This window comes from Ruegeria sp. BC3 (assembly GCF_056539265.1).
On the sequence record NZ_JBQFUP010000008.1, the window covers coordinates 41,653 to 60,225 of the forward strand.

The 18,573-nt window shown below is 58.1% G+C and carries 21 protein-coding genes and 1 tRNA gene; 10 read left to right on the forward strand and 12 right to left on the reverse strand.

Annotated elements, in window-relative coordinates; all coding sequences use genetic code 11:
* Nucleotide 1: 1 nt before the first annotated feature.
* The 4 genes from ACR0MV_RS18350 to ACR0MV_RS18365 all read right to left on the reverse strand — a co-directional run bounded on the left by ACR0MV_RS18350 (nucleotide 2) and on the right by ACR0MV_RS18365 (nucleotide 4,243).
* Nucleotides 2-832, reverse strand: coding sequence for a carbohydrate ABC transporter permease (locus ACR0MV_RS18350; protein ID WP_170429081.1), 831 nt, complete (start codon nucleotides 830-832; stop codon nucleotides 2-4).
* 12 nt (nucleotides 833-844) lie between these two features.
* Nucleotides 845-1,711 carry a carbohydrate ABC transporter permease gene (locus tag ACR0MV_RS18355; RefSeq protein ID WP_170429079.1) on the reverse strand — a complete coding sequence of 289 codons (867 nt, stop codon included), beginning with the start codon at nucleotides 1,709-1,711 and terminating at the stop codon, nucleotides 845-847.
* A 106-nt stretch (nucleotides 1,712-1,817) separates the two neighbouring features.
* Entirely contained in the window at nucleotides 1,818-3,122 is a 1,305-nt protein-coding gene (locus ACR0MV_RS18360; protein WP_170467691.1) for an ABC transporter substrate-binding protein, read from the reverse strand.
* A gap of 95 nt (nucleotides 3,123-3,217) precedes the next feature.
* Entirely contained in the window at nucleotides 3,218-4,243 is a 1,026-nt protein-coding gene (locus ACR0MV_RS18365) for a LacI family DNA-binding transcriptional regulator (protein WP_480703196.1), read from the reverse strand.
* A 109-nt stretch (nucleotides 4,244-4,352) separates the two neighbouring features.
* Between ACR0MV_RS18365 and xylB the strand changes: the two genes are divergently transcribed.
* Both xylB and ACR0MV_RS18375 read left to right on the forward strand, forming a co-directional pair.
* Complete coding sequence (xylB, locus tag ACR0MV_RS18370) at nucleotides 4,353-5,789, forward strand: xylulokinase (RefSeq protein WP_480703198.1); 1,437 nt, start codon at nucleotides 4,353-4,355, stop codon at nucleotides 5,787-5,789.
* A gap of 319 nt (nucleotides 5,790-6,108) precedes the next feature.
* Nucleotides 6,109-6,381, forward strand: coding sequence for an HlyU family transcriptional regulator (locus ACR0MV_RS18375; protein WP_480703199.1), 273 nt, complete (start codon nucleotides 6,109-6,111; stop codon nucleotides 6,379-6,381).
* A 322-nt stretch (nucleotides 6,382-6,703) separates the two neighbouring features.
* Here the strand turns inward: ACR0MV_RS18375 and ACR0MV_RS18380 are convergent.
* Together ACR0MV_RS18380 and ACR0MV_RS18385 are read right to left on the reverse strand one after the other, a co-directional pair.
* A tRNA-Ala gene (locus tag ACR0MV_RS18380) sits at nucleotides 6,704-6,779 on the reverse strand.
* A gap of 142 nt (nucleotides 6,780-6,921) precedes the next feature.
* The gene (locus ACR0MV_RS18385) at nucleotides 6,922-7,248 is read right to left on the reverse strand and encodes a TIGR02300 family protein (protein WP_170429064.1); all 327 of its coding nucleotides are present in this window, start codon (nucleotides 7,246-7,248) and stop codon (nucleotides 6,922-6,924) included.
* Between the two features lie 100 nt (nucleotides 7,249-7,348).
* Between ACR0MV_RS18385 and ACR0MV_RS18390 the strand changes: the two genes are divergently transcribed.
* The 3 genes from ACR0MV_RS18390 to ACR0MV_RS18400 all read left to right on the forward strand — a co-directional run bounded on the left by ACR0MV_RS18390 (nucleotide 7,349) and on the right by ACR0MV_RS18400 (nucleotide 9,961).
* Nucleotides 7,349-8,044 carry a M48 family metallopeptidase gene (locus tag ACR0MV_RS18390; RefSeq protein WP_480703200.1) on the forward strand — a complete coding sequence of 232 codons (696 nt, stop codon included), beginning with the start codon at nucleotides 7,349-7,351 and terminating at the stop codon, nucleotides 8,042-8,044.
* 30 nt (nucleotides 8,045-8,074) lie between these two features.
* The gene (locus ACR0MV_RS18395; RefSeq protein ID WP_170429057.1) at nucleotides 8,075-8,722 is read left to right on the forward strand and encodes a GntR family transcriptional regulator; all 648 of its coding nucleotides are present in this window, start codon (nucleotides 8,075-8,077) and stop codon (nucleotides 8,720-8,722) included.
* 111 nt (nucleotides 8,723-8,833) lie between these two features.
* Entirely contained in the window at nucleotides 8,834-9,961 is a 1,128-nt protein-coding gene (locus ACR0MV_RS18400; RefSeq protein ID WP_480703201.1) for a lytic murein transglycosylase, read from the forward strand.
* Nucleotides 9,962-9,965: 4 nt separating this feature from the next.
* On the opposite strand, the gene ACR0MV_RS18405 is transcribed toward ACR0MV_RS18400, so the two are convergent.
* A complete protein-coding gene (locus ACR0MV_RS18405; protein ID WP_480703202.1) occupies nucleotides 9,966-10,928 on the reverse strand; it encodes an acetyl-CoA carboxylase carboxyltransferase subunit alpha in 963 nt (320 codons plus the stop codon).
* Nucleotides 10,929-11,052: 124 nt separating this feature from the next.
* Nucleotides 11,053-11,649: a LysE family translocator gene (locus ACR0MV_RS18410; RefSeq protein WP_480703204.1), complete on the reverse strand. Its 597-nt coding sequence runs from the start codon at nucleotides 11,647-11,649 to the stop codon at nucleotides 11,053-11,055.
* Between the two features lie 73 nt (nucleotides 11,650-11,722).
* Between ACR0MV_RS18410 and ACR0MV_RS18415 the strand changes: the two genes are divergently transcribed.
* Entirely contained in the window at nucleotides 11,723-12,175 is a 453-nt protein-coding gene (locus ACR0MV_RS18415; protein ID WP_170469611.1) for an Lrp/AsnC family transcriptional regulator, read from the forward strand.
* A 147-nt stretch (nucleotides 12,176-12,322) separates the two neighbouring features.
* Nucleotides 12,323-12,865 carry a PA14 domain-containing protein gene (locus tag ACR0MV_RS18420; protein WP_480703205.1) on the forward strand — a complete coding sequence of 181 codons (543 nt, stop codon included), beginning with the start codon at nucleotides 12,323-12,325 and terminating at the stop codon, nucleotides 12,863-12,865.
* Nucleotides 12,866-12,902: 37 nt separating this feature from the next.
* Here the strand turns inward: ACR0MV_RS18420 and ACR0MV_RS18425 are convergent, their stop codons facing one another.
* Nucleotides 12,903-13,862, reverse strand: coding sequence for an L-malyl-CoA/beta-methylmalyl-CoA lyase (locus tag ACR0MV_RS18425; protein ID WP_480703207.1), 960 nt, complete (start codon nucleotides 13,860-13,862; stop codon nucleotides 12,903-12,905).
* 295 nt (nucleotides 13,863-14,157) lie between these two features.
* On the opposite strand from ACR0MV_RS18425, the gene dgcN reads away from it, so the two are divergent.
* The 3 genes from dgcN to ACR0MV_RS18440 all read left to right on the forward strand — a co-directional run bounded on the left by dgcN (nucleotide 14,158) and on the right by ACR0MV_RS18440 (nucleotide 17,061).
* Entirely contained in the window at nucleotides 14,158-15,159 is a 1,002-nt protein-coding gene (gene dgcN, locus ACR0MV_RS18430; RefSeq protein ID WP_170469603.1) for an N-acetyltransferase DgcN, read from the forward strand.
* A gap of 64 nt (nucleotides 15,160-15,223) precedes the next feature.
* Entirely contained in the window at nucleotides 15,224-16,189 is a 966-nt protein-coding gene (dgcA, locus tag ACR0MV_RS18435) for an N-acetyl-D-Glu racemase DgcA (protein WP_480703208.1), read from the forward strand.
* Nucleotides 16,190-16,200: 11 nt separating this feature from the next.
* Nucleotides 16,201-17,061, forward strand: coding sequence for a D-amino-acid transaminase (locus ACR0MV_RS18440; protein ID WP_480703209.1), 861 nt, complete (start codon nucleotides 16,201-16,203; stop codon nucleotides 17,059-17,061).
* A 42-nt stretch (nucleotides 17,062-17,103) separates the two neighbouring features.
* Here the strand turns inward: ACR0MV_RS18440 and ACR0MV_RS18445 are convergent, their stop codons facing one another.
* The 3 genes from ACR0MV_RS18445 to ACR0MV_RS18455 all read right to left on the reverse strand — a co-directional run bounded on the left by ACR0MV_RS18445 (nucleotide 17,104) and on the right by ACR0MV_RS18455 (nucleotide 18,539).
* A complete protein-coding gene (locus ACR0MV_RS18445; RefSeq protein WP_480703211.1) occupies nucleotides 17,104-17,418 on the reverse strand; it encodes a DUF1244 domain-containing protein in 315 nt (104 codons plus the stop codon).
* A 77-nt stretch (nucleotides 17,419-17,495) separates the two neighbouring features.
* Nucleotides 17,496-17,735, reverse strand: a complete 240-nt coding sequence (locus ACR0MV_RS18450) for a DUF6868 family protein (protein ID WP_170429025.1) — start codon at nucleotides 17,733-17,735, stop codon at nucleotides 17,496-17,498.
* A gap of 66 nt (nucleotides 17,736-17,801) precedes the next feature.
* Nucleotides 17,802-18,539: an N-formylglutamate amidohydrolase gene (locus tag ACR0MV_RS18455; protein WP_480703212.1), complete on the reverse strand. Its 738-nt coding sequence runs from the start codon at nucleotides 18,537-18,539 to the stop codon at nucleotides 17,802-17,804.
* Between the last annotated feature and the right edge of the window lie 34 nt (nucleotides 18,540-18,573).

Below are 18,573 nucleotides of genomic sequence, written 5' to 3' on the forward strand. Positions count from 1 at the left end.
CTTATTTCACAGCGCCGAAGGTCAGGCCGCGGACAAGTTGTTTCTGGCTGAACCAGCCAAGGATCAGGATTGGTGCGATTGCCATGGTCGAGGCTGCGCTGAGCTTGGCAAAGAACAGGCCTTCGGGGCTGGAGTAGCTGGCGATGAAGGCCGTTAGAGGTGCCGCGTCGACGGCTGTCAGGTTGAGCGTCCAGAACGCCTCGTTCCACGCCAGGATGAAGTTCAACAGCACGGTTGAGGCGATGCCAGGAATGGCCATCGGCGTCAGGACATAGAGGATTTCCTCTTTCAGCGTCGCGCCGTCCATCCGAGCGGCTTCCAGAATTTCACCCGGGATTTCGCGGAAATAGGTGTAGAGCATCCAGACAATGATCGGCAGGTTGATCAGCATAAGGACGACGACCAACCCGCCGCGCGTGTCCAGCAGACCCAGACGGATGAACAGCAGGTAGATCGGGTAGAGAACGCCAACCGCTGGCAGCATCTTAGTGGACAGCATCCACAGCAGGATGTCCTTGGTGCGTTTCGAGGGCACGAAGGCCATTGCCCATGCTGCAGGCACAGCGATGATCACACCCAGTATGGTCGAACCACCCGCGATGATCACCGAGTTCCACAGGAACCGCATGTAGTCTGAGCGCTCCTGCACGATGGCGTAGTTCTCCAGCGTCCAGTTGAAGTTTAAAAAGATCGGCGGGCTGGCAATTGCCTGTGCCTCAGTTTTGAAGCTGGTCAGTATGGTCCAGAGGATCGGGAAAAAGATCAGTAATCCAACTGCCCAGGCGAGAACTGTGTTCAGCGATTTGCGGCGGGTTGTGACAGCGCGGGCCATAGTTGTTCCTCCTCACGCGTCCAGGTTCTTGCCGACGATGCGCATCAGGAAGATGGCAACGATATTGGCTAAGATGATTGCGTAGACACCTCCGGCTGATCCAAGGCCAACGTTCTGGCTTTCCAACACACGCTGGAAGATCAGGTAGGTGAGAGTGCGGGTGCCGAATGCGCCGCCGGTGGTCACGAAGATTTCGGCGAAGATCGACAGCAGAAAGATCGTCTGGATCAGAATGACAATCGTGATCGCGCGGCTCAGATGCGGCAGGATGATGTGATAAAAGCGTTTCAGTACCGGAGCACCGTCCATCTCTGCGGCCTCCAACTGTTCACTGTCCAGCGACTGAATTGCGGTCAGCAAGATCAGCGTCGCGAATGGCAGCCACTGCCAGGAAACGATCATGATGATCGAGGTCATCGACGCCTCGGACAGCCATGAGATCGGCTCGGCCCCAAAGAAACGCCACAGATGCGCCAGCAGGCCGTTGACCGGGTCCATGAACATGTTCTTCCAGACCAGCGCGGATACTGTAGGCATAACGAAGAAGGGCGCGATCACCAGAATGCGGACAACGCCTTGCCCCCACATCGGCTGATCAAGCAGCATCGCCAGCAGGATACCTAGAATGACCGTAATGATTAGCACACCACCCACGATCACCAGGGTCGCCTGAACTGCTGGCCAGAAAGAACTGGAAGAAACGAAACGGACGTAGTTGTCAAACCCGACCCAGCCAAGATCGCCGCCACGCAGGGGCAGATATTTCTTGAAAGAAAAGTACAGCGTCATCGTCAGTGGCACGAGCATCCAGCCAAGCAGCAGGACCACTGCGGGTGCCATCATCAGGCGAGCAACGGATCGGGAATGTTGAGTAGCCATGACGCAAGACCTCTCTGTTCAGGCATAGCTTAGCCTGCGAGAAAAACACGTGTTGTGGAAGGGTGGGGCGGGGGGCAGATGTCTGCCCACCCGCGGGTAGAAGACGTCAGTACCCTGCGGCTTCCATTTCTTCGGCAGTGAAGGCCTGCGCTTTGGCCAGCGCTTCGTCCACCGATTGCTGTCCGGCATAAACTGCCGAGAACTCCTGGCTCACCTGCGTGGCAATGCCTGCGAATTCCGGAATCGCGACGAACTGGATGCCAACATAGGGCGTCGGTTGTGCGCAGCAGTTATCCGGGTCAGCCGCAAGGATCGAATCCAGCGTCATCTTGGCGAACGGAACCTTCTGGTACTCGGGGTTCTCATAGAGTGACGTCCGTGCACCCGGAGGCACATTGGCCCAGCCTTCATTCTCGGCCACCAACTCGATGTAGTCTTTCGAAGTTGCCCACTCGATGAACTGTTTGGCAGCATCTTCTTGTTGCGTGCCTGCCGGAATAGCCAGTGCCCAAGCCCAGAGCCAGTTGGCGCGCTTATCGACACCTTCTGAATTCGGTGCGAGGGCAAAGCCAACCTTGTCAGCCACGGTCGAGTCGTCGGGGTTGGTCACAAAGGACGCCGCAACGGTGGCGTCGATCCACATGCCGCACTTGCCTTGCTGGAACAGCGACAGGTTCTCGTTGAAGCCGTTTGTGGCATATCCCGCCGGGCCGGATTCATTCATCATGTCCACGAAGAAAGTCAGTGCCTCTTTCCACTCGGGCTGATCGAACTGAGGTTTCCAGTCTTCGTCGAACCAGCGCGCGCCGAAAGAGTTTCCGGTCACGGTAATGAAGGCACCGCCCTCACCCCAACCGGCCTTGCCGCGCAGGCAGATACCGTTGATGTCGTTGTCACGGTCGGTCATCGCCGCTGCAGCTTCACGGATGAACTGCCAGGTTGGCGCTTCGGGCATTTCCAGACCGGCCTGTTCCATCAGGTCGGTGCGGTACATCACCATCGAGCTTTCGCCATAGAATGGCGCCGCGTATAGTGTGCCGTCGTTGCTGAGACCGTTGCGCATTGCGGGCAGGATGTCGTCCACGTCATACTCGGCGGACATGCCTTCCAGTGGAACAAGCCAATCGTTCGCGCCCCAGATCGGCGTTTCGTACATGCCGATGGTCATGATGTCGAACTGACCGCCCTTGGTGGTGATGTCGGTGGTTACGCGCTGGCGCAGCACGTTTTCTTCCAGCGTCACCCACTCGACTTCGATGCCGGTCGCTTCGGTGAATTTGTCGGTATAGCCCTGCATCCGGATCATGTCGCCGTTGTTTACAGTGGCGATTGTGATGGATTGCGCGTGGGCCGCTGCCGTGGCGACGAAAGTCAACGCAGTCGCCGCACGAAGTGCGTGCTTCAGATACATCCCTGTCCTCCCTGAGCTTGGATGTCGTGCAGGAAGCCTAGAATGTAAATTGTCGCGCCGTCAATAAAAACTTTACGCGCGTTAAGATTAATGAGCTATGCCGAGTCCCTCAGAACCAGCCGGGCTGGAAAAAGCGTTTCGGTGCGAGAGTCAAATTTCCCACCGTTTTCAATGAGTTCAAACAGTGTTTCGACGCTTCGTGCTGCCACGTTGTCATAGTCATGCGCAGCCGTGGTCAGCGAGGGGCAGGTAAACTTTGCAAAAGGGTGATCGTCATTTGAGGCCACACGCAAGGTGCAATCCTCCTTACGCCCGACGCGAATCCCCTGTTCGTAACAGGCCGCAAGAAACCCGATGGCAAGGCGATCATTGCTGCACAAAACCGAGTCTGTGGGCAGGCCGCGCTCTGACAGAATTTTCAACGCCCCCCTGTGCCCAATCTCTTCGAATGCCCAGCCCTTGCCGTCGACTTTGATAATATGGGGCTCGAACCCGAGGCGCTCCATCACGTCAACATAGGCTTTCCGTCGTTTGTTGGCGTTCGGATTCGCCGGAGTGCGCATCTCGAAAAACGAAGGCGGTTCGCCCGTTCGGGTCATGTATTCGACTGTTTGTGAGACAAAGCTGAAATTGTCCGATCCAACAAACGCTGCCCCCAGTCCATCGAGATTACTGTCAAACAGAACGGTTGGGACACTTGCGCAGAACCTCTCGATCGCGGACCTGTCCGAGATGCGCCCTAGCGGTGCCAACAATACCCCTGCGGGCTTCATGGATTTCAGCCCGTCCAGGATTTCGTTCTCGAGTTTTTGTTCCCCGTGAGAGCTGAAAAGCGACGGGCGATAACCCGCTGCGATACAGGACTGTTCCAGATAGCGCGCGATCTCGGCAAAGAACGGGTCCGATAGGTACGGCACGACAATGCCGATATTCTTGGTCAACTTCCGGTTCTGATTTACCGCGTAGATATTCGGGCGATAGTCAAAACGCTCCAGCGCCTCTTCGATGCGGGCCCTTGTCGTCGGGCGAACACTGTCGGGATCGTGGAAGTATTTGGACACTGTGGGCCGCGAGATACCGCTGAGGGCCGCGAACTCTTCCATATTCTTTATTTTGGTCATGCCAATCTGCCTGCGGATCATAGCCGCCTTGATCTTATCATCGTTTTACATATTCTTTGCGCGCGCAAAAAAGATCAATAGCCAGGAAAATGCCGGGCAAGGGGTTTGAATGTATCTCGGGATCGATATCGGAACGTCAGCGGTCAAGCTTGTCTGTGCGGACACCGATCGAATTCTTGCGTCGTCTTCCGTCGGAATCCAGACCTCCTCGCCGCAGCCCGGCTGGTCAGAGCAACATCCCGAGCTCTGGTGGCAGGCGACGCGTGATGCGCTGACCCAACTTGCCGGGCAAATCACGCTGTCGGAGATCAAAGCCATCGGGTTGTCCGGCCAAATGCACGGCGCTGTTTTGCTGGATCGCGGTCTGCGCCCGATCCGTCCAGCAATCCTGTGGAATGACAGCAGGGCAGTACAGGAATGTGAGGAGCTGCGCGCGGCCCAGCCGGAGGTTGGCCATATTGCGGGCGTCCTTCCCTTGCCGGGCTTTACTGCGCCCAAAATTGCTTGGCTGAAAAAACATGAGCCCGCCACCTATGCAGAGCTTTCCCATATTCTCCTGCCCAAGGATTACATTGGGTTATGCTTGCATGGAGAATTGGCAACAGACGCGTCTGATGCCGCCGGGACATTGTGGCTGGATCAGGCGTCGCGCAACTGGCATGCCGGAATCGCCGAGGCTTCTTACGTGGCACGCGATTGGCTGCCGCAGATTTTCGACGGCCACAATGTCGTTGGCGCTGTGACGGCACAGGCCGCAACTGAGACTGGATTGAGACCTGGCGTACCAGTTGTGGCCGGAGGAGGGGACGCGGCGACCGGGGCGGTGTCTTTGGGTGCCACCGAACCGGGTCGAGGCTTCATCTCTTTGGGAACGTCCGGCCAGTTGTTCGTGGCGGATCGGGCTTACAAACCCAATCCCGAACGTTATGTACATGCTTTCGCGCACACGTTGCCTAGCCGTTGGTACCAAATGGCGGCGATGCTGAACGGTGCCAGACCAATTTCGTGGATAGGTGGACAGCTTGGGCTTTCCGCAGCTGAAGTTGTCGCCCTTGCCGAAACGGCGAGAGGCGATCGCTTGCCGATTTTTCTTCCATATTTAACAGGTGAACGCAGCCCTCTCGGCGATCCACATATCCGGGCCGGTTTCTTTGGGCTCGAAGACTCAACAACACGCGCGGACATCTGCCGTTCTGTATTGGAGGCCATTGCGTTCTGCTTTGCCGATGCAGCGCAGAGTTTCGGTGACACGATCAACGGCTTGCCGGAACTGGCCGCTATCGGAGGGGGCAGCAGATCAGATCTTTTGCTGGGTATGATCGCATCGGTTACTGGAAAACCCATTGTTCGCTCCGAGGACGCGGATTCCGGTCCGGCCTTCGGAGCGGCCCGATTGGCAGCCTGCGGCGACAGCGCATTGAGCATGACGGATCTCGCGCTTCGGCCGCCGGCTGTCAAAACGTTTGAACCCTCTGACCCATCTGCAATGTCTGAGCGATTAGTGCGGTTTCGCAGGCTTTACTCTGCGGTCAGAGCGGTTGATTAGTTACTATCTCGTTGAATGCACGCATCGGCCAACGAGAAGTCAAAGCCTGCTTTGACTGCGATCTGAAAATTTGGCTGTCTTCAAGCTCTGCGCTTGAAGCGAACAACAGCAATACGGGTGCAGCAGCAGTGATGATGGTTCCCATGAACGCCAAAACCTTTTCAGGGTTTGGGTCGCTCGTGGCAGTTCAGTGCATTTTGACCCTGCTCGGTAAATTCAGTCGGATCGAGTAGCTTGAGGCTTAAACGCACAACGCGCTTCACCCCGTCCCTGAGTGACGCTAAGATTCGACCCGAGCAATGTTGAAAGGAGCCGCCCCATGTCCCTCTTCTCGAAACTCTTAGGTGGCGGCGAAAAGCCCAAGCCGGAGCCGGTCGTGTATAATGGGTTCGAGATCTTTCCCGACCTGATGAGCGAGGGCAGTAAATATCGCCTGTTGGCCCGTATCGAAAAGACCATCGACGGAGATCGTAAGACCTATACGGTGATCCGGGCAGATGTCTTTGATAGCCGTGATCAGGCCGAGAGTATTAGCATCGCTAAGGCAAAGCAGGTGATTGACGAGCAGGGTGAACGCATTTTCGATAAGTGAAACGGTTAGTTTGAAGTCTGCTTGGCGATCGTGGCTGCCAGATTAACGACGCCTCGCGCGCAACCCCGAGCACGCTTCAACATACAAGCCTGAGCGCACGTCTTGGGCTTTCATTAGTTAGACATAATTTTGGCTCCACAAGACATGAGCCGTCAAGGTTTTCGACTTGGTCCAAAGCCCGTCGGCAACAGAATGTTCCTGATATCCTATGGGAAGCGTGGTGATGGATCGCGCACTTTGCCGGAAGCCGTCGATTGAGCCACGAAGTCGAAGAAGCACACGGATTAGCGGAAGAGCTGTGATGAATTTTCAAGGAGAATAATGGTGGAGCCTAGGGGAGTCGAACCCCTGACCTCTTGCATGCCATGCAAGCGCTCTCCCAACTGAGCTAAGGCCCCATCATGGTACCGCTGTTGCGGTGGACGGACGTTTATGAGACGGCGGCGTTGAGTGCAAGTCCAAAAATGGATTTTGCAGAAAAGTTTCTGCCGTGCATCCGAGGGTGGTTTGAGGCGGCGAAAGGGCCGCCCCGGACCGGTTTTAGTTCTCGTCTTCCGACGACATATCAGTGATATCGTCCAACGAAACGTCGTCGTTGCTGTCGTCGTCGTCATCCAGCAGATCATCGTCCAGTTCGACGTCGACATTATCGTCATCGTCCAGCACCAAATCCTCATCCGACGCGTTTTCGCGTGCCTTGGCCGATGCGGCGTCTTCCGCGTCTGCGGCGATCATCCGGCTTTTGCCGGTCTCAAGCTCCACGATCTCGCCGGTATAGGGGCTGATGATCGGGTCCTTGTTCAGGTCGTAGAACCGCTTACCGGTGGTCGGGCAAACGCGTTTTACGCCCCATTCTTCCTTGGGCATGTCAAATCCCCTTGATATCAGGTGAGTCGTAATAATGATTCAGGTCACGTGCCACATGCAGCGGGCACTGTCAAAGCCTTTGAGCAGGAGAAACAGGCATATGGGGGACCACGCATTGCCCGGAAAACCGCCGGTGCCGCTGACGCTGCGCAAATCGGCGCGGGCGCGACGTATCAGCCTGCGGATTTCTCAATTGGATGGGCGGGTTACGCTCACCTATCCAAAGGGCGTGGCCGAGGCTGAGGCGCTTGATTTCGCCAGACTTAAAGAGGACTGGATCCGTCAGCATCTTCAGGACCGGCCGGCTCCGGCGGCTGTTACATTCGGCCACACGATCCCCGTTGAGGGTAATAACAGGCGAATCGTCGCCGCCGAGGGTCGGCGCGTTCTGCTGCGCGATACCGAGATTGCAGTGCCGCAAGGGGCCGAGGCTCGCCGGTTGGCCCGTTTCCTGAAGGAACTGGCGCGGGATCGACTGACCGAGGCCTGTGACGACTACGCGGCGATGTTGGGTCTGCCCTATTCCAGCCTGACCTTGCGCGATACGCGGTCTCGCTGGGGGTCCTGCAGTTCGACCGGCGGGTTGATGTTCTCTTGGCGCCTGATTTTGGCGCCTTCGGACATCCTGCACTATGTTGCGGCTCATGAAGTCGCACATCTCGCCGAAATGAACCATTCGCCCGCCTTTTGGGCTCAGGTCGAGCGTTTGTTTGGTCCCTGTAAAGACCAAAGGCAGTGGCTGCGCGACAACGGGGCGCAGCTGCACCAGTACAGATTTGACGCGTCGGTGAGTTGACCCAAAGGCGATTTGTGATCACATGGGAGAATGTTAAGCGCCCGTCCATCTGACTCTCAGCCCGCAGCCCATGATCTTGTCTATCGGGCGCTCCGCTCTCGTATCATGCATGGCGAGATAGCGCCGGGGCAGGCCCTGACTCTGCGCGGGATTGGCAAAGAGTTCGATGTTTCGATGACCCCCGCCCGCGAGGCGGTGCGGCGGTTGGTGGCCGAGGGTGCCCTGTTCTTGTCTTCGTCCGGCCGTGTGTCGACGCCCGAACTGACCAATGACCGGATCGAAGAGCTGGCGGCCCTGCGCGCGCTGCTTGAGGTCGAGCTGTCCAGCCGGGCATTGCCCCGTGCACATATGGCTCTGATCGACCGGCTGCAGAGCATCAATATGACCGTTGCGGAAATGGTCACCAAGCGGGACGCCGTCGGCTACATCCGCTCGAACCTTGAATTCCACCGCACACTTTACCTGCGTGCTCAGGCGCCAGCGATGTTGGCGATTGTTGAAACCGTGTGGCTACAGTTGGGGCCCACGATGCGCGCGCTGTATGGGCGGCTGCGGCGGACAGAACCGCCCCATTACCACAAGTTGATCATCGCCGCCCTGAAGGCCGGGGATGAGCCCGGTTTGCGGTTGGCGGTGCGCTCAGACGTGACCCAGGGGTTGCGGATGCTGGTCAGTTAAGCGGCTTGTTGCCGAGGCGGCCAGGTTGCCGGTAAGCAACATCACCATGCTGGCTTGAGCGCCCGCTCTGCGGTACTCTGAGGCAAATCACAACAAGAGCAGATTTCAGCCATGATCAATCGACGCCTTTTTTCTATTGGACTTGGGGCAACTATGCTGGCCGCCTGTTCCGGCGGTACGCCATCCAGCGCCCCGGCAACGCGAATGCGCGCGGTGCCCAACGCGGGCTGGGACGCCTGGGTTGCCGGTTTCAAGTCACGGGCCGCTGCGCAGGGTATTTCGCAGACCACTGTCAATCGCGCGTTTCAAGGGGCCGGGTATCTGCCCGACGTGATCGAGCGCGATCGCAATCAAGTCGAATTCAAACGCTCGCTCGAGGACTATCTGGCGATTGCCGCCTCGGACGAACGGATCGCGACGGGCAAGCAGATGCTGGTGCGCCATGCCGGAACGCTTTCCGCGATCGAGGCGCAGTATGGCGTCGACAAAGAGGTGATCGTGGCCGTCTGGGGCTTGGAAAGCCGCTACGGCGCGCGCCGGGGGGATGTGCCGGTTATCTCAGCGACCTCAACGCTGGCCTATGACGGACGGCGCGGGGCGTTTTTCGAGAAGCAATTGGTTGCCGCGCTGAAGATCATTCAGGAAGGTGACACAACACCCGCGAACATGACCGGCAGTTGGGCCGGGGCGATGGGACATACGCAGTTCATCCCGACCTCTTATTTGGCCTACGCGGTGGATTTCACGGGCGATGGGCGTCGGGACATCTGGTCCGAAGACCCCACAGACTCGCTGGCCTCGACCGCGGCCTATCTGGCGCGTGCCGGTTGGGTGCGCGGACAGCCTTGGGGTGGTGAGGTCGGCACGGTTTCCGGAGCGCCGGTCGCTGTACTGCAGCCACAGACACCCGGGCCACGCATCGCGGTGTTCCGCAATTTCCAAGTGATCAAGCGTTACAACAACTCGGACAGCTATGCGATTGGCGTCGGGCATTTGTCCGACCGGATTGCGGGTGGCGCGCCGTTCCAGGCCTCGTTCGGCCCGGATGCCACCGGTTTGACGCTGGAAGATCGCAAAGAGCTGCAGCGCCGCCTGACCTCGGCAGGGTATGATACGCAAGGCGCGGACGGGGTGGTCGGAAACAACACCAAATCCGCCATCAGCGCCTATCAGCGCGCCAATGGACTTACTGTGACCGGTGAGCCGTCGGCGGCGTTGTTACGCCAGCTTGGGGGGTGACGGTTTAGGCCGCCAACCCTTTTGAGCCGATATCCAGGAATTTCTGACGGCGGTCTTTGATCAGGGCCGCCGCATCCTTGCCATCCAGCTCTTTCAGCATGGCGGCAATGGCTGCACGCACCGACTCGACCGTAGCAGGACGGTCGCGATGGGCGCCGCCCTTGGGTTCGGTGATGATGCGGTCGCAGACACCCAGCTTGTAGAGGTCCTGCGCAGTCAGGCGCAGGGCTTCGGCGGCCTCGCGCATCTTTTCGGAGTCTTTCCACAAGATCGACGCGCAGCCCTCAGGCGAGATCACCGAATAGACCGAATGTTCAAGCATAGCTACGCGGTTTGCCGTGGCAAAGGCCACAGCCCCGCCGGAACCGCCTTCGCCGATGATGACGGACACCAGCGGCACGCCAATCTTCAGGCACATCTCGGTCGAACGCGCGATCGCCTCCGATTGGCCGCGTTCTTCGGCCCCTTTGCCCGGATAGGCTCCGGCCGTGTCGATCAGCGTAATCACCGGCAGGCCGAAGCGGCCCGCCATTTCCATCAGCCGCACGGCTTTGCGGTAACCTTCTGGGCGCGCCATGCCGAAATTCCGTTCGATCCGGGATTTGGTGTCCGAACCCTTTTCATGGCCAATCACCATGACCGGCTGGTCGTTGAACCGCGCCAGGCCGCCGATCACCGCCAGATCGTTGGCAAAGTTGCGATCCCCGGCCAAAGGCGTGAATTCGGTGAACAACTCTTTGACATAGTCCTGGCAATGCGGCCGCTCGGGGTGGCGGGCCACCTGGCATTTCCGCCATGGGGTCAAATCGCCATACAGCTCGTCCAGCAGCTTGGCGGCCTTGGCGTCCAGCGCAGCGGCCTCTTCGGCCACATCCATCTCTTCGTTGGCGCGGGCCAAAGCGCGCAATTCCTCGGCCTTGCCTTCAATCTCGGCCAGGGGTTTTTCGAAATCCAGATACTGGGTCATGACGCCTCTCAACGCGGAAGTTCATTGCTATATGACCTGACGTCGCTTGGGATGCAACTCGGCAAGGCTTGCCAGAGCGGATTATGCGGCTGAGCAGGCGTTGCGGATGCGCTGCGGGGCGATCTCAGTTCGGCCAAAGAACCGGGTATAGCGATGCGACAAGCAAAGTGGCCATCGTCCAGTTGAACACGACCAACCTGCGTGGGTTTGTTAGAAAACGGGCCATCTGTTGGCCCAGAACGGTCCAGGTGCTGACCGAAGGCAGGTTGACCGCGCCGAACACCAAGGCCACGACCGCAATTGCTTGAAGGGTTTGGTCTGGCGTGTAGGCCGTGGTTGCGGTCAGGGCCATGGCCCATGCTTTGGGGTTAACCCACTGAAATGCCGCTGCCTGCAGAAATGTCATGGGCGTGCCTGTCTCACTGTGTCCTTTCGCCGGCGCGGCATTGGCGATCTTCCACGCCAAAAACAGCAGATATGCGACTGAGGCGATTTTCAGCACCGTATAGCTGACGGGGTAGGTGTCGAACAGCTGCACCAGCCCGGTACCAACCAGCAGCACCATGAAGGTGAAGCCCAGCCCAATACCAAGCATATGCGGAATGCTTCTGCGGAACCCGAAATTCGCACCAGACGCCATCAGCATCAGGTTGTTCGGTCCCGGCGTTATGGACGAGACAAAAGCAAAGGCGATCAGGGCCAGAAGGATATCATAGGTCATGTTGCGGATAATTGCTGCAAACTCGGCAAATGAAATTGCGTTTTAATGCGACACTGGTCTAGTGTCGCAATCAATGGCGAAAATTGATCACATTAACCAACAAATATTGCGAGAGCTGTCACAGGACGGCCGCATCAGCAATCTGGATCTGGCCGACCGGGTGGGCCTGTCACCTTCGGCTTGTCTGCGCCGTGTACAGGAGTTGGAGCGGTCAGGCGTGATCTCGGGCTATCGGGCGGTTCTGAACCCGTCTGCGCTGGGCGTTGGGTTTGTGGCCTATATCGGCGTTGGATTGGGTGAGCATACCAAAGCTGCGCAGGAAGGGTTCGAACGCGCCCTGCAACTTGCCCCGGAAGTGGTCGAGTGCCACAATATCACGGGCACCATCGAATACCTGTTGCGCGTCGAATGCGCAGACCTGCCGTCGTACAAGACATTCCACACCGAGGTGCTTGGGACGCTGCCGCATGTGACCTCGATTACGTCTTATGTGGTGATGGATTCGCCTAAGGATATGCGCGCCTGACGCTGGAAATGTGATCTCTTACCGACTTGCAGGGTGAATTTTCACAGCCTACTGTCTTTTCAAAGGTCAAATTGGGGGTAACACCCAAAGGCCGCACACAGGGAGAAGACAATGAAACTCTTACGGATCGGAGCGCTGGCCACTGCTGTGGCGTTGTTTGCTGGCGCGGCATTTTCTGCACCGCTCAAGCTGCAACCGGCCAATCCTCAACCCAGCCCGCAGGCGGGTTTAAATGTGAAATATGCGTGGGAGGGGAACCCGCCGCGCAAAATCCAAAACTTGAATAAAGTGGGCTTTCTTCTGAAGAAAGCAAAGCCCGGTGCGCCGCTACGTGGGTTGGACTATCGGGACACGAACGAAGGCGATCCTGTTCTGACCTTCAATCAAGCATACAACGTTGCTGCAGAGGTCACAGGCTTTATTCGGTTTGATTCACCGGGGGTTTATGAGCTTGAAACCTGGTCGAATGATGGCATCGACGCTTGGGTCGGGGGGCAGCAGATCGGCTATTTCAATGGCAGACAAGGCTGCGAAGCCAATCAACGCACCGCTGTAGAGGTGCCGCAAGCGGGGTGGTATCCGCTGAAGATCACGTATTTCCAGAAATACGGAACGTCATGCCTAATGATGAAATGGGGGAAGCAGGGTGAGCGGTTCACCTGGACGCCAAACAACGTATTCGGTCGTTAAAGCTAAGGCGCCCCGCGGGGCGCCTTTTTCGTTTGGATCAGTTGGCCGCGATCAGTTCTGCCTGAGCAACGATCACCTCGGCCTGTTTAATCGAGGCGATGTCGACCAAGCGGCCTTTGTAGACGGTGGCACCTTCACCGTTGGCTTTGGCCTGTTCCATAGCTGCAAGGATCTCGCGGGCTTCGGAAACAGCGTCGTCCGACGGGGTAAACACTTGGTTGGCGAGTGCGATCTGTTTCGGATGGATCGCCCATTTGCCGACCATACCCAGCGTGGCCGAACGTTTCGCCTGCGCGATATAGCCCTCGTCATCCGAGAAATCGCCAAACGGGCCATCTACGGGCAGAACGCCGTGTGTCCGGCAGGCGGCCACGATCGCGGCTTGCGCCCAGTGCCACGGATCGGACCAGTGCTTTTCGCCTTCGCGCAGCATGTAATAGTTTTCTTGCGTTCCGCCGATGCCGGTCGTCTGCATACCCATCGAGGCCGCAAAATCCGCAGCACCCAGGCTCATCGCCTGCATGCGAGGGGAAGAGGCTGCGATCTCTTCAACATGGGCGATACCAGCGGCGGATTCGATGATGACCTCGAAACTGACTGGCTTGGTACGTCCCTTGGCGCGCTCAATCGCGGTGACAAGCGCGTCTACGGCGTAGACGTCTTCAGCGCAGCCAACCTTGGGGATCATGATCTGGTCAAGACGGTCGCCCGCCTGTTCCATCAGGTCGACCACGTCGCGGTACCAGTAAGGTGTGTCCAGACCGTTGATGCGGACGGACATGTATTTGTTGCCCCAGTCGATGGTGTTTAGCGCTTCGATCACGTTCGCACGCGCAACGTCTTTGTCCGAAGGCGCAACCGAGTCTTCAAGGTCAAGGTTGATCACATCCGCCGCCGATGCGGCCATTTTAGGGAACAGTTTGGTGTTTGAGCCCGGCCCGAACAGTTGGCAACGGTTGGCGCGCGCAGGGGCGGCGGGTTGAATGCGAAAGCTCATCTGGACCTCGTGAGAGAAAGGAAATTACGATTTTCTTGCTTCATGAGGTATTAAATTGCGCAAGCCATAGCAAGCGCCTTTGTGCAGATGCGGCAATGCAACCGCAGCAATTGCCGATTTTCGGTAGCCGTGCAGTGATTAAAGTTTAATCTCTTTAAAAACTTGGAAGGATAATGCGCCAATGGAAGTAAATGCGCAAAAATTTCCCGCGCGACGGGGCGTTGCCAGACGAAAACGCGAAACACTCGTTGAAATCGTCCCCTAGGCTGCGTCGGAATCAAAGGAGTGAACCGCAATGATCGAGACACCGTACCTGCTGTTTTTGGGCGATGCGCCCGACCAATTGGCGGCCAAAGTTGCAATCGGCATCAGAGATTGGCGCCCCGAAAACGCCGTAGGTCAGTACCGTATGGATGGCTGCAAAGCTGATCTGGGCTTGACCGATATGACACTGGCCGAGGCCAAAGAGGCCGGCGCAAAGACGCTGGTAATCGGCGTGGCCAATCGCGGCGGTGTTATCAGTGAAGCCTGGAAAGAGGTACTGATTGCGGCTCTGGATATGGGATATGATCTGGCCTCGGGCCTGCACAACCTGCTGCGCGACGAAGGTGATCTGGTGGCTGCGGCGCAGACACATGGTGGCACTCTGCATGACGTGCGCGTGCCTACAGTTGGCTATCCAATTGCCAATGGCAAAAAGCGCAGCGGTAAGCGCTGTCTCGCGGTTGGTACTGATTGCTCGGCTGGCAAGATGTACACGGCCATGTCCATGGATGCCGAGATGCGCAAGCGTGGTATGAAATCGACGTTCCGCGCCACTGGTCAAACCGGTATCCTGATAACTGGTCAGGGTGTGCCTCTTGATGCGGTGGTTGCGGATTTCATGGCAGGTTCGGTGGAGTACCTGACGCCGGAGAACGATGCGGATCACTGGGATCACATCGAAGGACAGGGCTCGTTGTTCCACGTCTCGTATTCCGGGGTTACAATGGCCTTGATCCACGGCGGTCAACCCGACGCGCTGATCCTTTGTCACGAACCGACCCGCACTCACATGCGTGGTCTGCCCGAATACTCGCTGCCGACGCTGGCGCAGCTGCGCGACACGGCATTGCCACTTGCGCGTGTTGCCAATCCCGATTGTCAGGTCGCGGGTGTATCAATCAACACCCAGCATCTGAGCGAAGACGACGCGCGCGCCTATATCGAACAGGTCGAGGCCGAGATGGGCTTGCCCGCAACCGACCCTTATCGCTTTGGGGCCGGTAAACTGGTCGACGCGCTGGACGCGATGTGATCAAGAGAATCCGCCGGGGGCACCTCCGGCGGATGTATTTTGAGTAAGATAAAGGAGCTGGCGCGTGCAGGTAGAAGTTTCTCGTGATGTGTTTCGACTGGCGCAGGTTTTTACAATCTCGCGCGGGTCCCGGACCGAAGCAAAAGTGCTAACGGTTCGAATTTCGGACGGAACGCATCAAGGCTGGGGCGAATGTGTGCCCTATGCCCGTTATGACGAAACGCTGGAATCGGTCGAGGCCGAGATTGCAGCACTGCCTGCCGAGTTCACCCGCGACAGCCTGATGGACCTGCTGCCTGCAGGCGCCGCGCGGAATGCGGTGGACTGTGCCCTTTGGGATCTTGAGGCTAAGCGCGCCGGGAAACGGTCTTGGGACCTGGCGGGGCTGCCGGTGCCTGGACCCGAGATTACCGCATATACCCTGTCGCTGGACACGCCCGAGAAAATGCAAGCGCAGGCGGCCGCGAATGCGCATCGTCCTCTGCTGAAGATCAAGCTGGGCACACCGGACGACATGCCCCGGCTTGAGGCGGTACGCGCGGGCGCGCCGGATGCCAAGATCATCGTGGATGCCAACGAAGGCTGGTCCGCTGCCGTGTACGCAGACTTGGCACCGCATCTGGTCCGTCTGGGCGTGGCGCTGGTCGAACAGCCCCTGCCTGCCGGTGAAGATGATGCCCTGATCGGAATGGACCGCCCTGTACCGGTGTGCGCCGATGAATCCTGCCACGACCGCAGCAGTTTGCCAAAGCTGAAAGGCAAGTATGATGTGGTCAACATCAAGCTGGACAAAACAGGCGGCCTGACCGAGGCGTTGGCCCTGCGCGAAGCGGCGCTGGCCGAGGGCTATAAGGTTATGGTTGGATGCATGGTTGGCAGCTCGCTTGCCATGGCGCCTGCGACACTTGTGGCACAGGGTGCGATGATAACAGACCTTGACGGTCCGCTGCTGCTGGCCGAAGACCGTGACAACCCGCTGATTTTTGATAACGCCGGAGTGCACCCGCCCGTGGCTGCGCTTTGGGGTTAAGGAGACAAGACATGACCCGCACCGTTTACGTAAATGGCGAATACCTGCCCGAGACCGAGGCAAAGGTGTCCATCTTTGACCGTGGTTTTCTGTTTGCAGACGCGGTTTACGAGGTCACCAGTGTCTTGGACGGCAAGCTGATCGATTTCGAAGGTCACGCGGTGCGCCTCAAGCGGTCGCTGGACGAGCTGGAGATGGCCGAGCCCTGCACCAAGGATGAGCTGCTGGAGATTCACCGCAAGCTGGTTGAGCTGAACGGCATCGAAGAGGGGCTCGTTTATCTTCAGGTGAGCCGCGGATCAGATGGCGACCGGGATTTCGTTTTCCCGCCCGCAGACACCAAGCCCAGCCTCGTTCTTTTCACGCAGAACAAACCGGGTCTGGCGAACAGCCCGGCTGCTCAGAAGGGCGCGAAGATCATCTCGATCGAGGACATCCGCTGGGGCCGCCGCGACATCAAGACTGTTCAGCTGCTTTACCCGTCGATGGGTAAGATGATGGCCAAGAAAGCGGGTTGCGATGACGCGTGGATGATCGAAGACGGTTACGTGACCGAAGGCACCAGCAACAACGCCTACTTCGTCAAAGAAGGCAAGATCGTTACGCGCCCGCTGTCGAACGACATTCTGCATGGCATCACCCGTAAGGCCGTGCTGCGCATGGCGGCAGAAGCTCAAATGGAAGTCGAAGAGCGTCTGTTCACGATTGATGAGGCGAAAGCGGCAGATGAGGCGTTTACCACCTCGGCCAGTGCTTTTGTTATGCCTGTGGTTGAAATCGACGGCGTCGCGCTGGGCGACGGTACGCCGGGGCCAATCGCCAAACGCCTGCGCGAGATATACTTGGACGAAAGCCGCAAGGCCGCCGTGTAAAGAAAAGGCCCGCCGATCTGGCGGGCCTTCTTCGTTTCGGGACTAGCCCTTTTTCATGACGTTTTCTTCGAACGCGACCTTGAAGGCAGCCTGCTTTTCCGGGCTGGCGTCGGTCTGATAGTTGGCTTTCCAATCATCCATGGTCATGCCGTAGAAGACCTCGCGGGCTTCGTCCTTGCCCATTTCGATGCCCTTTTCATTGGCAGCCTCCTGATACCAGCGCGACAGGCAGTTGCGGCAGAACCCGGCCAGATTCATCATGTCGATGTTCTGAACGTCGGTGCGATCTTCCATCAGGTGCTTTTGCAGCCGACGGAAGGCGGCGGCCTGAAGTTCGATTTCGGTTTGCTTGTCCATGGTCTGGCTCCGAATGACTGTATTGCGTGCTGTACCTGACCTAGCGGCCCAGGGGCGATGTTTCAATGAACAGCGCGTCAGGCCAGTTTCAAAGCCAGCCAAGGGGTGATGCAGAAGATCAGAGTCAGTATCTTGTAGTTGGCCAGATACCGAAAGTACGCCCGTTTTACTGCGGGGCGCTCCATCTGGAACATTTTGCCGTGGATGCCTGCGATCAAGTCCTGCAACAGCAAGATCATCAGCGTTGTGAACAAGAGTACCGCGATGTTCAGTACGGCCATCCAGCCAAAGACGGCCGTCAGGAATTCCTGGGTCATGGTCGCCTCCTTTCGCCTATAATATGGGGACTTAGGCGGTCCCTCACAATGATGTGAGGGCTTTTGTCACAAGCCGCTTTCGGTCAGCGCATCCTGCAGGACCGGGGCGAGGCGCTCGGCCCAGGCCCGCTGTCCGGCGTGATCGGCGATCAGGTCATTGCGCAGTTCGATCAGGGCGTTGGGCCGGCCAAAGCTGGTGCAGTGCTTGTCGATCGCGTCCCCGGGCAAAACACCGGTGTAGGGTTCGTTCACACCCACACATAGATCATTTTCGGACTCCAGCCGGTTGATCAACGGTCGCGAGAACCGCTCGTCCGGGGTGTGCAGAATGCCAACATGCCACGGGCGCGGGTCGCGACCTCGTAGTTGCCGGGTAAACGAGTGCATGGAGACGATAACGGCATGGGGCAGGGCAGCCATTTGTGCCAGAGCGTCATGATACGGGCGATAACACATGTTCAGGCGTCGTTCGCGCTCGGCCGCGTCGGCGTGGCGGTTGCCAGGAATGATGGACCCGTCATAGAGCTTCATCAACAAGGTCGGATCATCCTCGCCCCGGTTCGGATCAATTACCAGGCGTGAGAAATTGGCCGCAATGACTGGTGCATTCAGCAGTTCGCCCAGATGCTTGGACACCTCATACGCGCCGACGTCATAGGCGATGTGGCGTTCCATATCTTCACGCGGAAGACCCAGATCGCCCCCATTGATGTCCGGGGGCACCATGTTGGTCGCGTGGTCACATGTGATCAGCCATCGCGAAGGGCGATCGGCACCGTGGATAAAAAACGGGGAATACGTCATAAGCCTGTCATCTAGTTTGTCGCAGGTGTACGGG

Bases quoted from the DNA above. Each gene is read 5' to 3' on its own strand.
- ACR0MV_RS18350 (WP_170429081.1), bottom strand. From the start codon at position 832: ATGGCCCGCGCTGTCACAACCCGCCGCAAATCGCTGAACACAGTTCTC.
- ACR0MV_RS18355 (WP_170429079.1), bottom strand. From the start codon at position 1,711: ATGGCTACTCAACATTCCCGATCCGTTGCTCGCCTGATGATGGCACCC.
- ACR0MV_RS18360 (WP_170467691.1), bottom strand. From the start codon at position 3,122: ATGTATCTGAAGCACGCACTTCGTGCGGCGACTGCGTTGACTTTCGTC.
- ACR0MV_RS18365 (WP_480703196.1), bottom strand. From the start codon at position 4,243: ATGACCAAAATAAAGAATATGGAAGAGTTCGCGGCCCTCAGCGGTATC.
- xylB (WP_480703198.1), top strand. From the start codon at position 4,353: ATGTATCTCGGGATCGATATCGGAACGTCAGCGGTCAAGCTTGTCTGT.
- ACR0MV_RS18375 (WP_480703199.1), top strand. From the start codon at position 6,109: ATGTCCCTCTTCTCGAAACTCTTAGGTGGCGGCGAAAAGCCCAAGCCG.
- ACR0MV_RS18385 (WP_170429064.1), bottom strand. From the start codon at position 7,248: ATGCCCAAGGAAGAATGGGGCGTAAAACGCGTTTGCCCGACCACCGGT.
- ACR0MV_RS18390 (WP_480703200.1), top strand. From the start codon at position 7,349: ATGGGGGACCACGCATTGCCCGGAAAACCGCCGGTGCCGCTGACGCTG.
- ACR0MV_RS18395 (WP_170429057.1), top strand. From the start codon at position 8,075: ATGTTAAGCGCCCGTCCATCTGACTCTCAGCCCGCAGCCCATGATCTT.
- ACR0MV_RS18400 (WP_480703201.1), top strand. From the start codon at position 8,834: ATGATCAATCGACGCCTTTTTTCTATTGGACTTGGGGCAACTATGCTG.
- ACR0MV_RS18405 (WP_480703202.1), bottom strand. From the start codon at position 10,928: ATGACCCAGTATCTGGATTTCGAAAAACCCCTGGCCGAGATTGAAGGC.
- ACR0MV_RS18410 (WP_480703204.1), bottom strand. From the start codon at position 11,649: ATGACCTATGATATCCTTCTGGCCCTGATCGCCTTTGCTTTTGTCTCG.
- ACR0MV_RS18415 (WP_170469611.1), top strand. From the start codon at position 11,723: ATGGCGAAAATTGATCACATTAACCAACAAATATTGCGAGAGCTGTCA.
- ACR0MV_RS18425 (WP_480703207.1), bottom strand. From the start codon at position 13,862: ATGAGCTTTCGCATTCAACCCGCCGCCCCTGCGCGCGCCAACCGTTGC.
- dgcN (WP_170469603.1), top strand. From the start codon at position 14,158: ATGATCGAGACACCGTACCTGCTGTTTTTGGGCGATGCGCCCGACCAA.
- ACR0MV_RS18440 (WP_480703209.1), top strand. From the start codon at position 16,201: ATGACCCGCACCGTTTACGTAAATGGCGAATACCTGCCCGAGACCGAG.
- ACR0MV_RS18445 (WP_480703211.1), bottom strand. From the start codon at position 17,418: ATGGACAAGCAAACCGAAATCGAACTTCAGGCCGCCGCCTTCCGTCGG.
- ACR0MV_RS18450 (WP_170429025.1), bottom strand. From the start codon at position 17,735: ATGACCCAGGAATTCCTGACGGCCGTCTTTGGCTGGATGGCCGTACTG.
- ACR0MV_RS18455 (WP_480703212.1), bottom strand. From the start codon at position 18,539: ATGACGTATTCCCCGTTTTTTATCCACGGTGCCGATCGCCCTTCGCGA.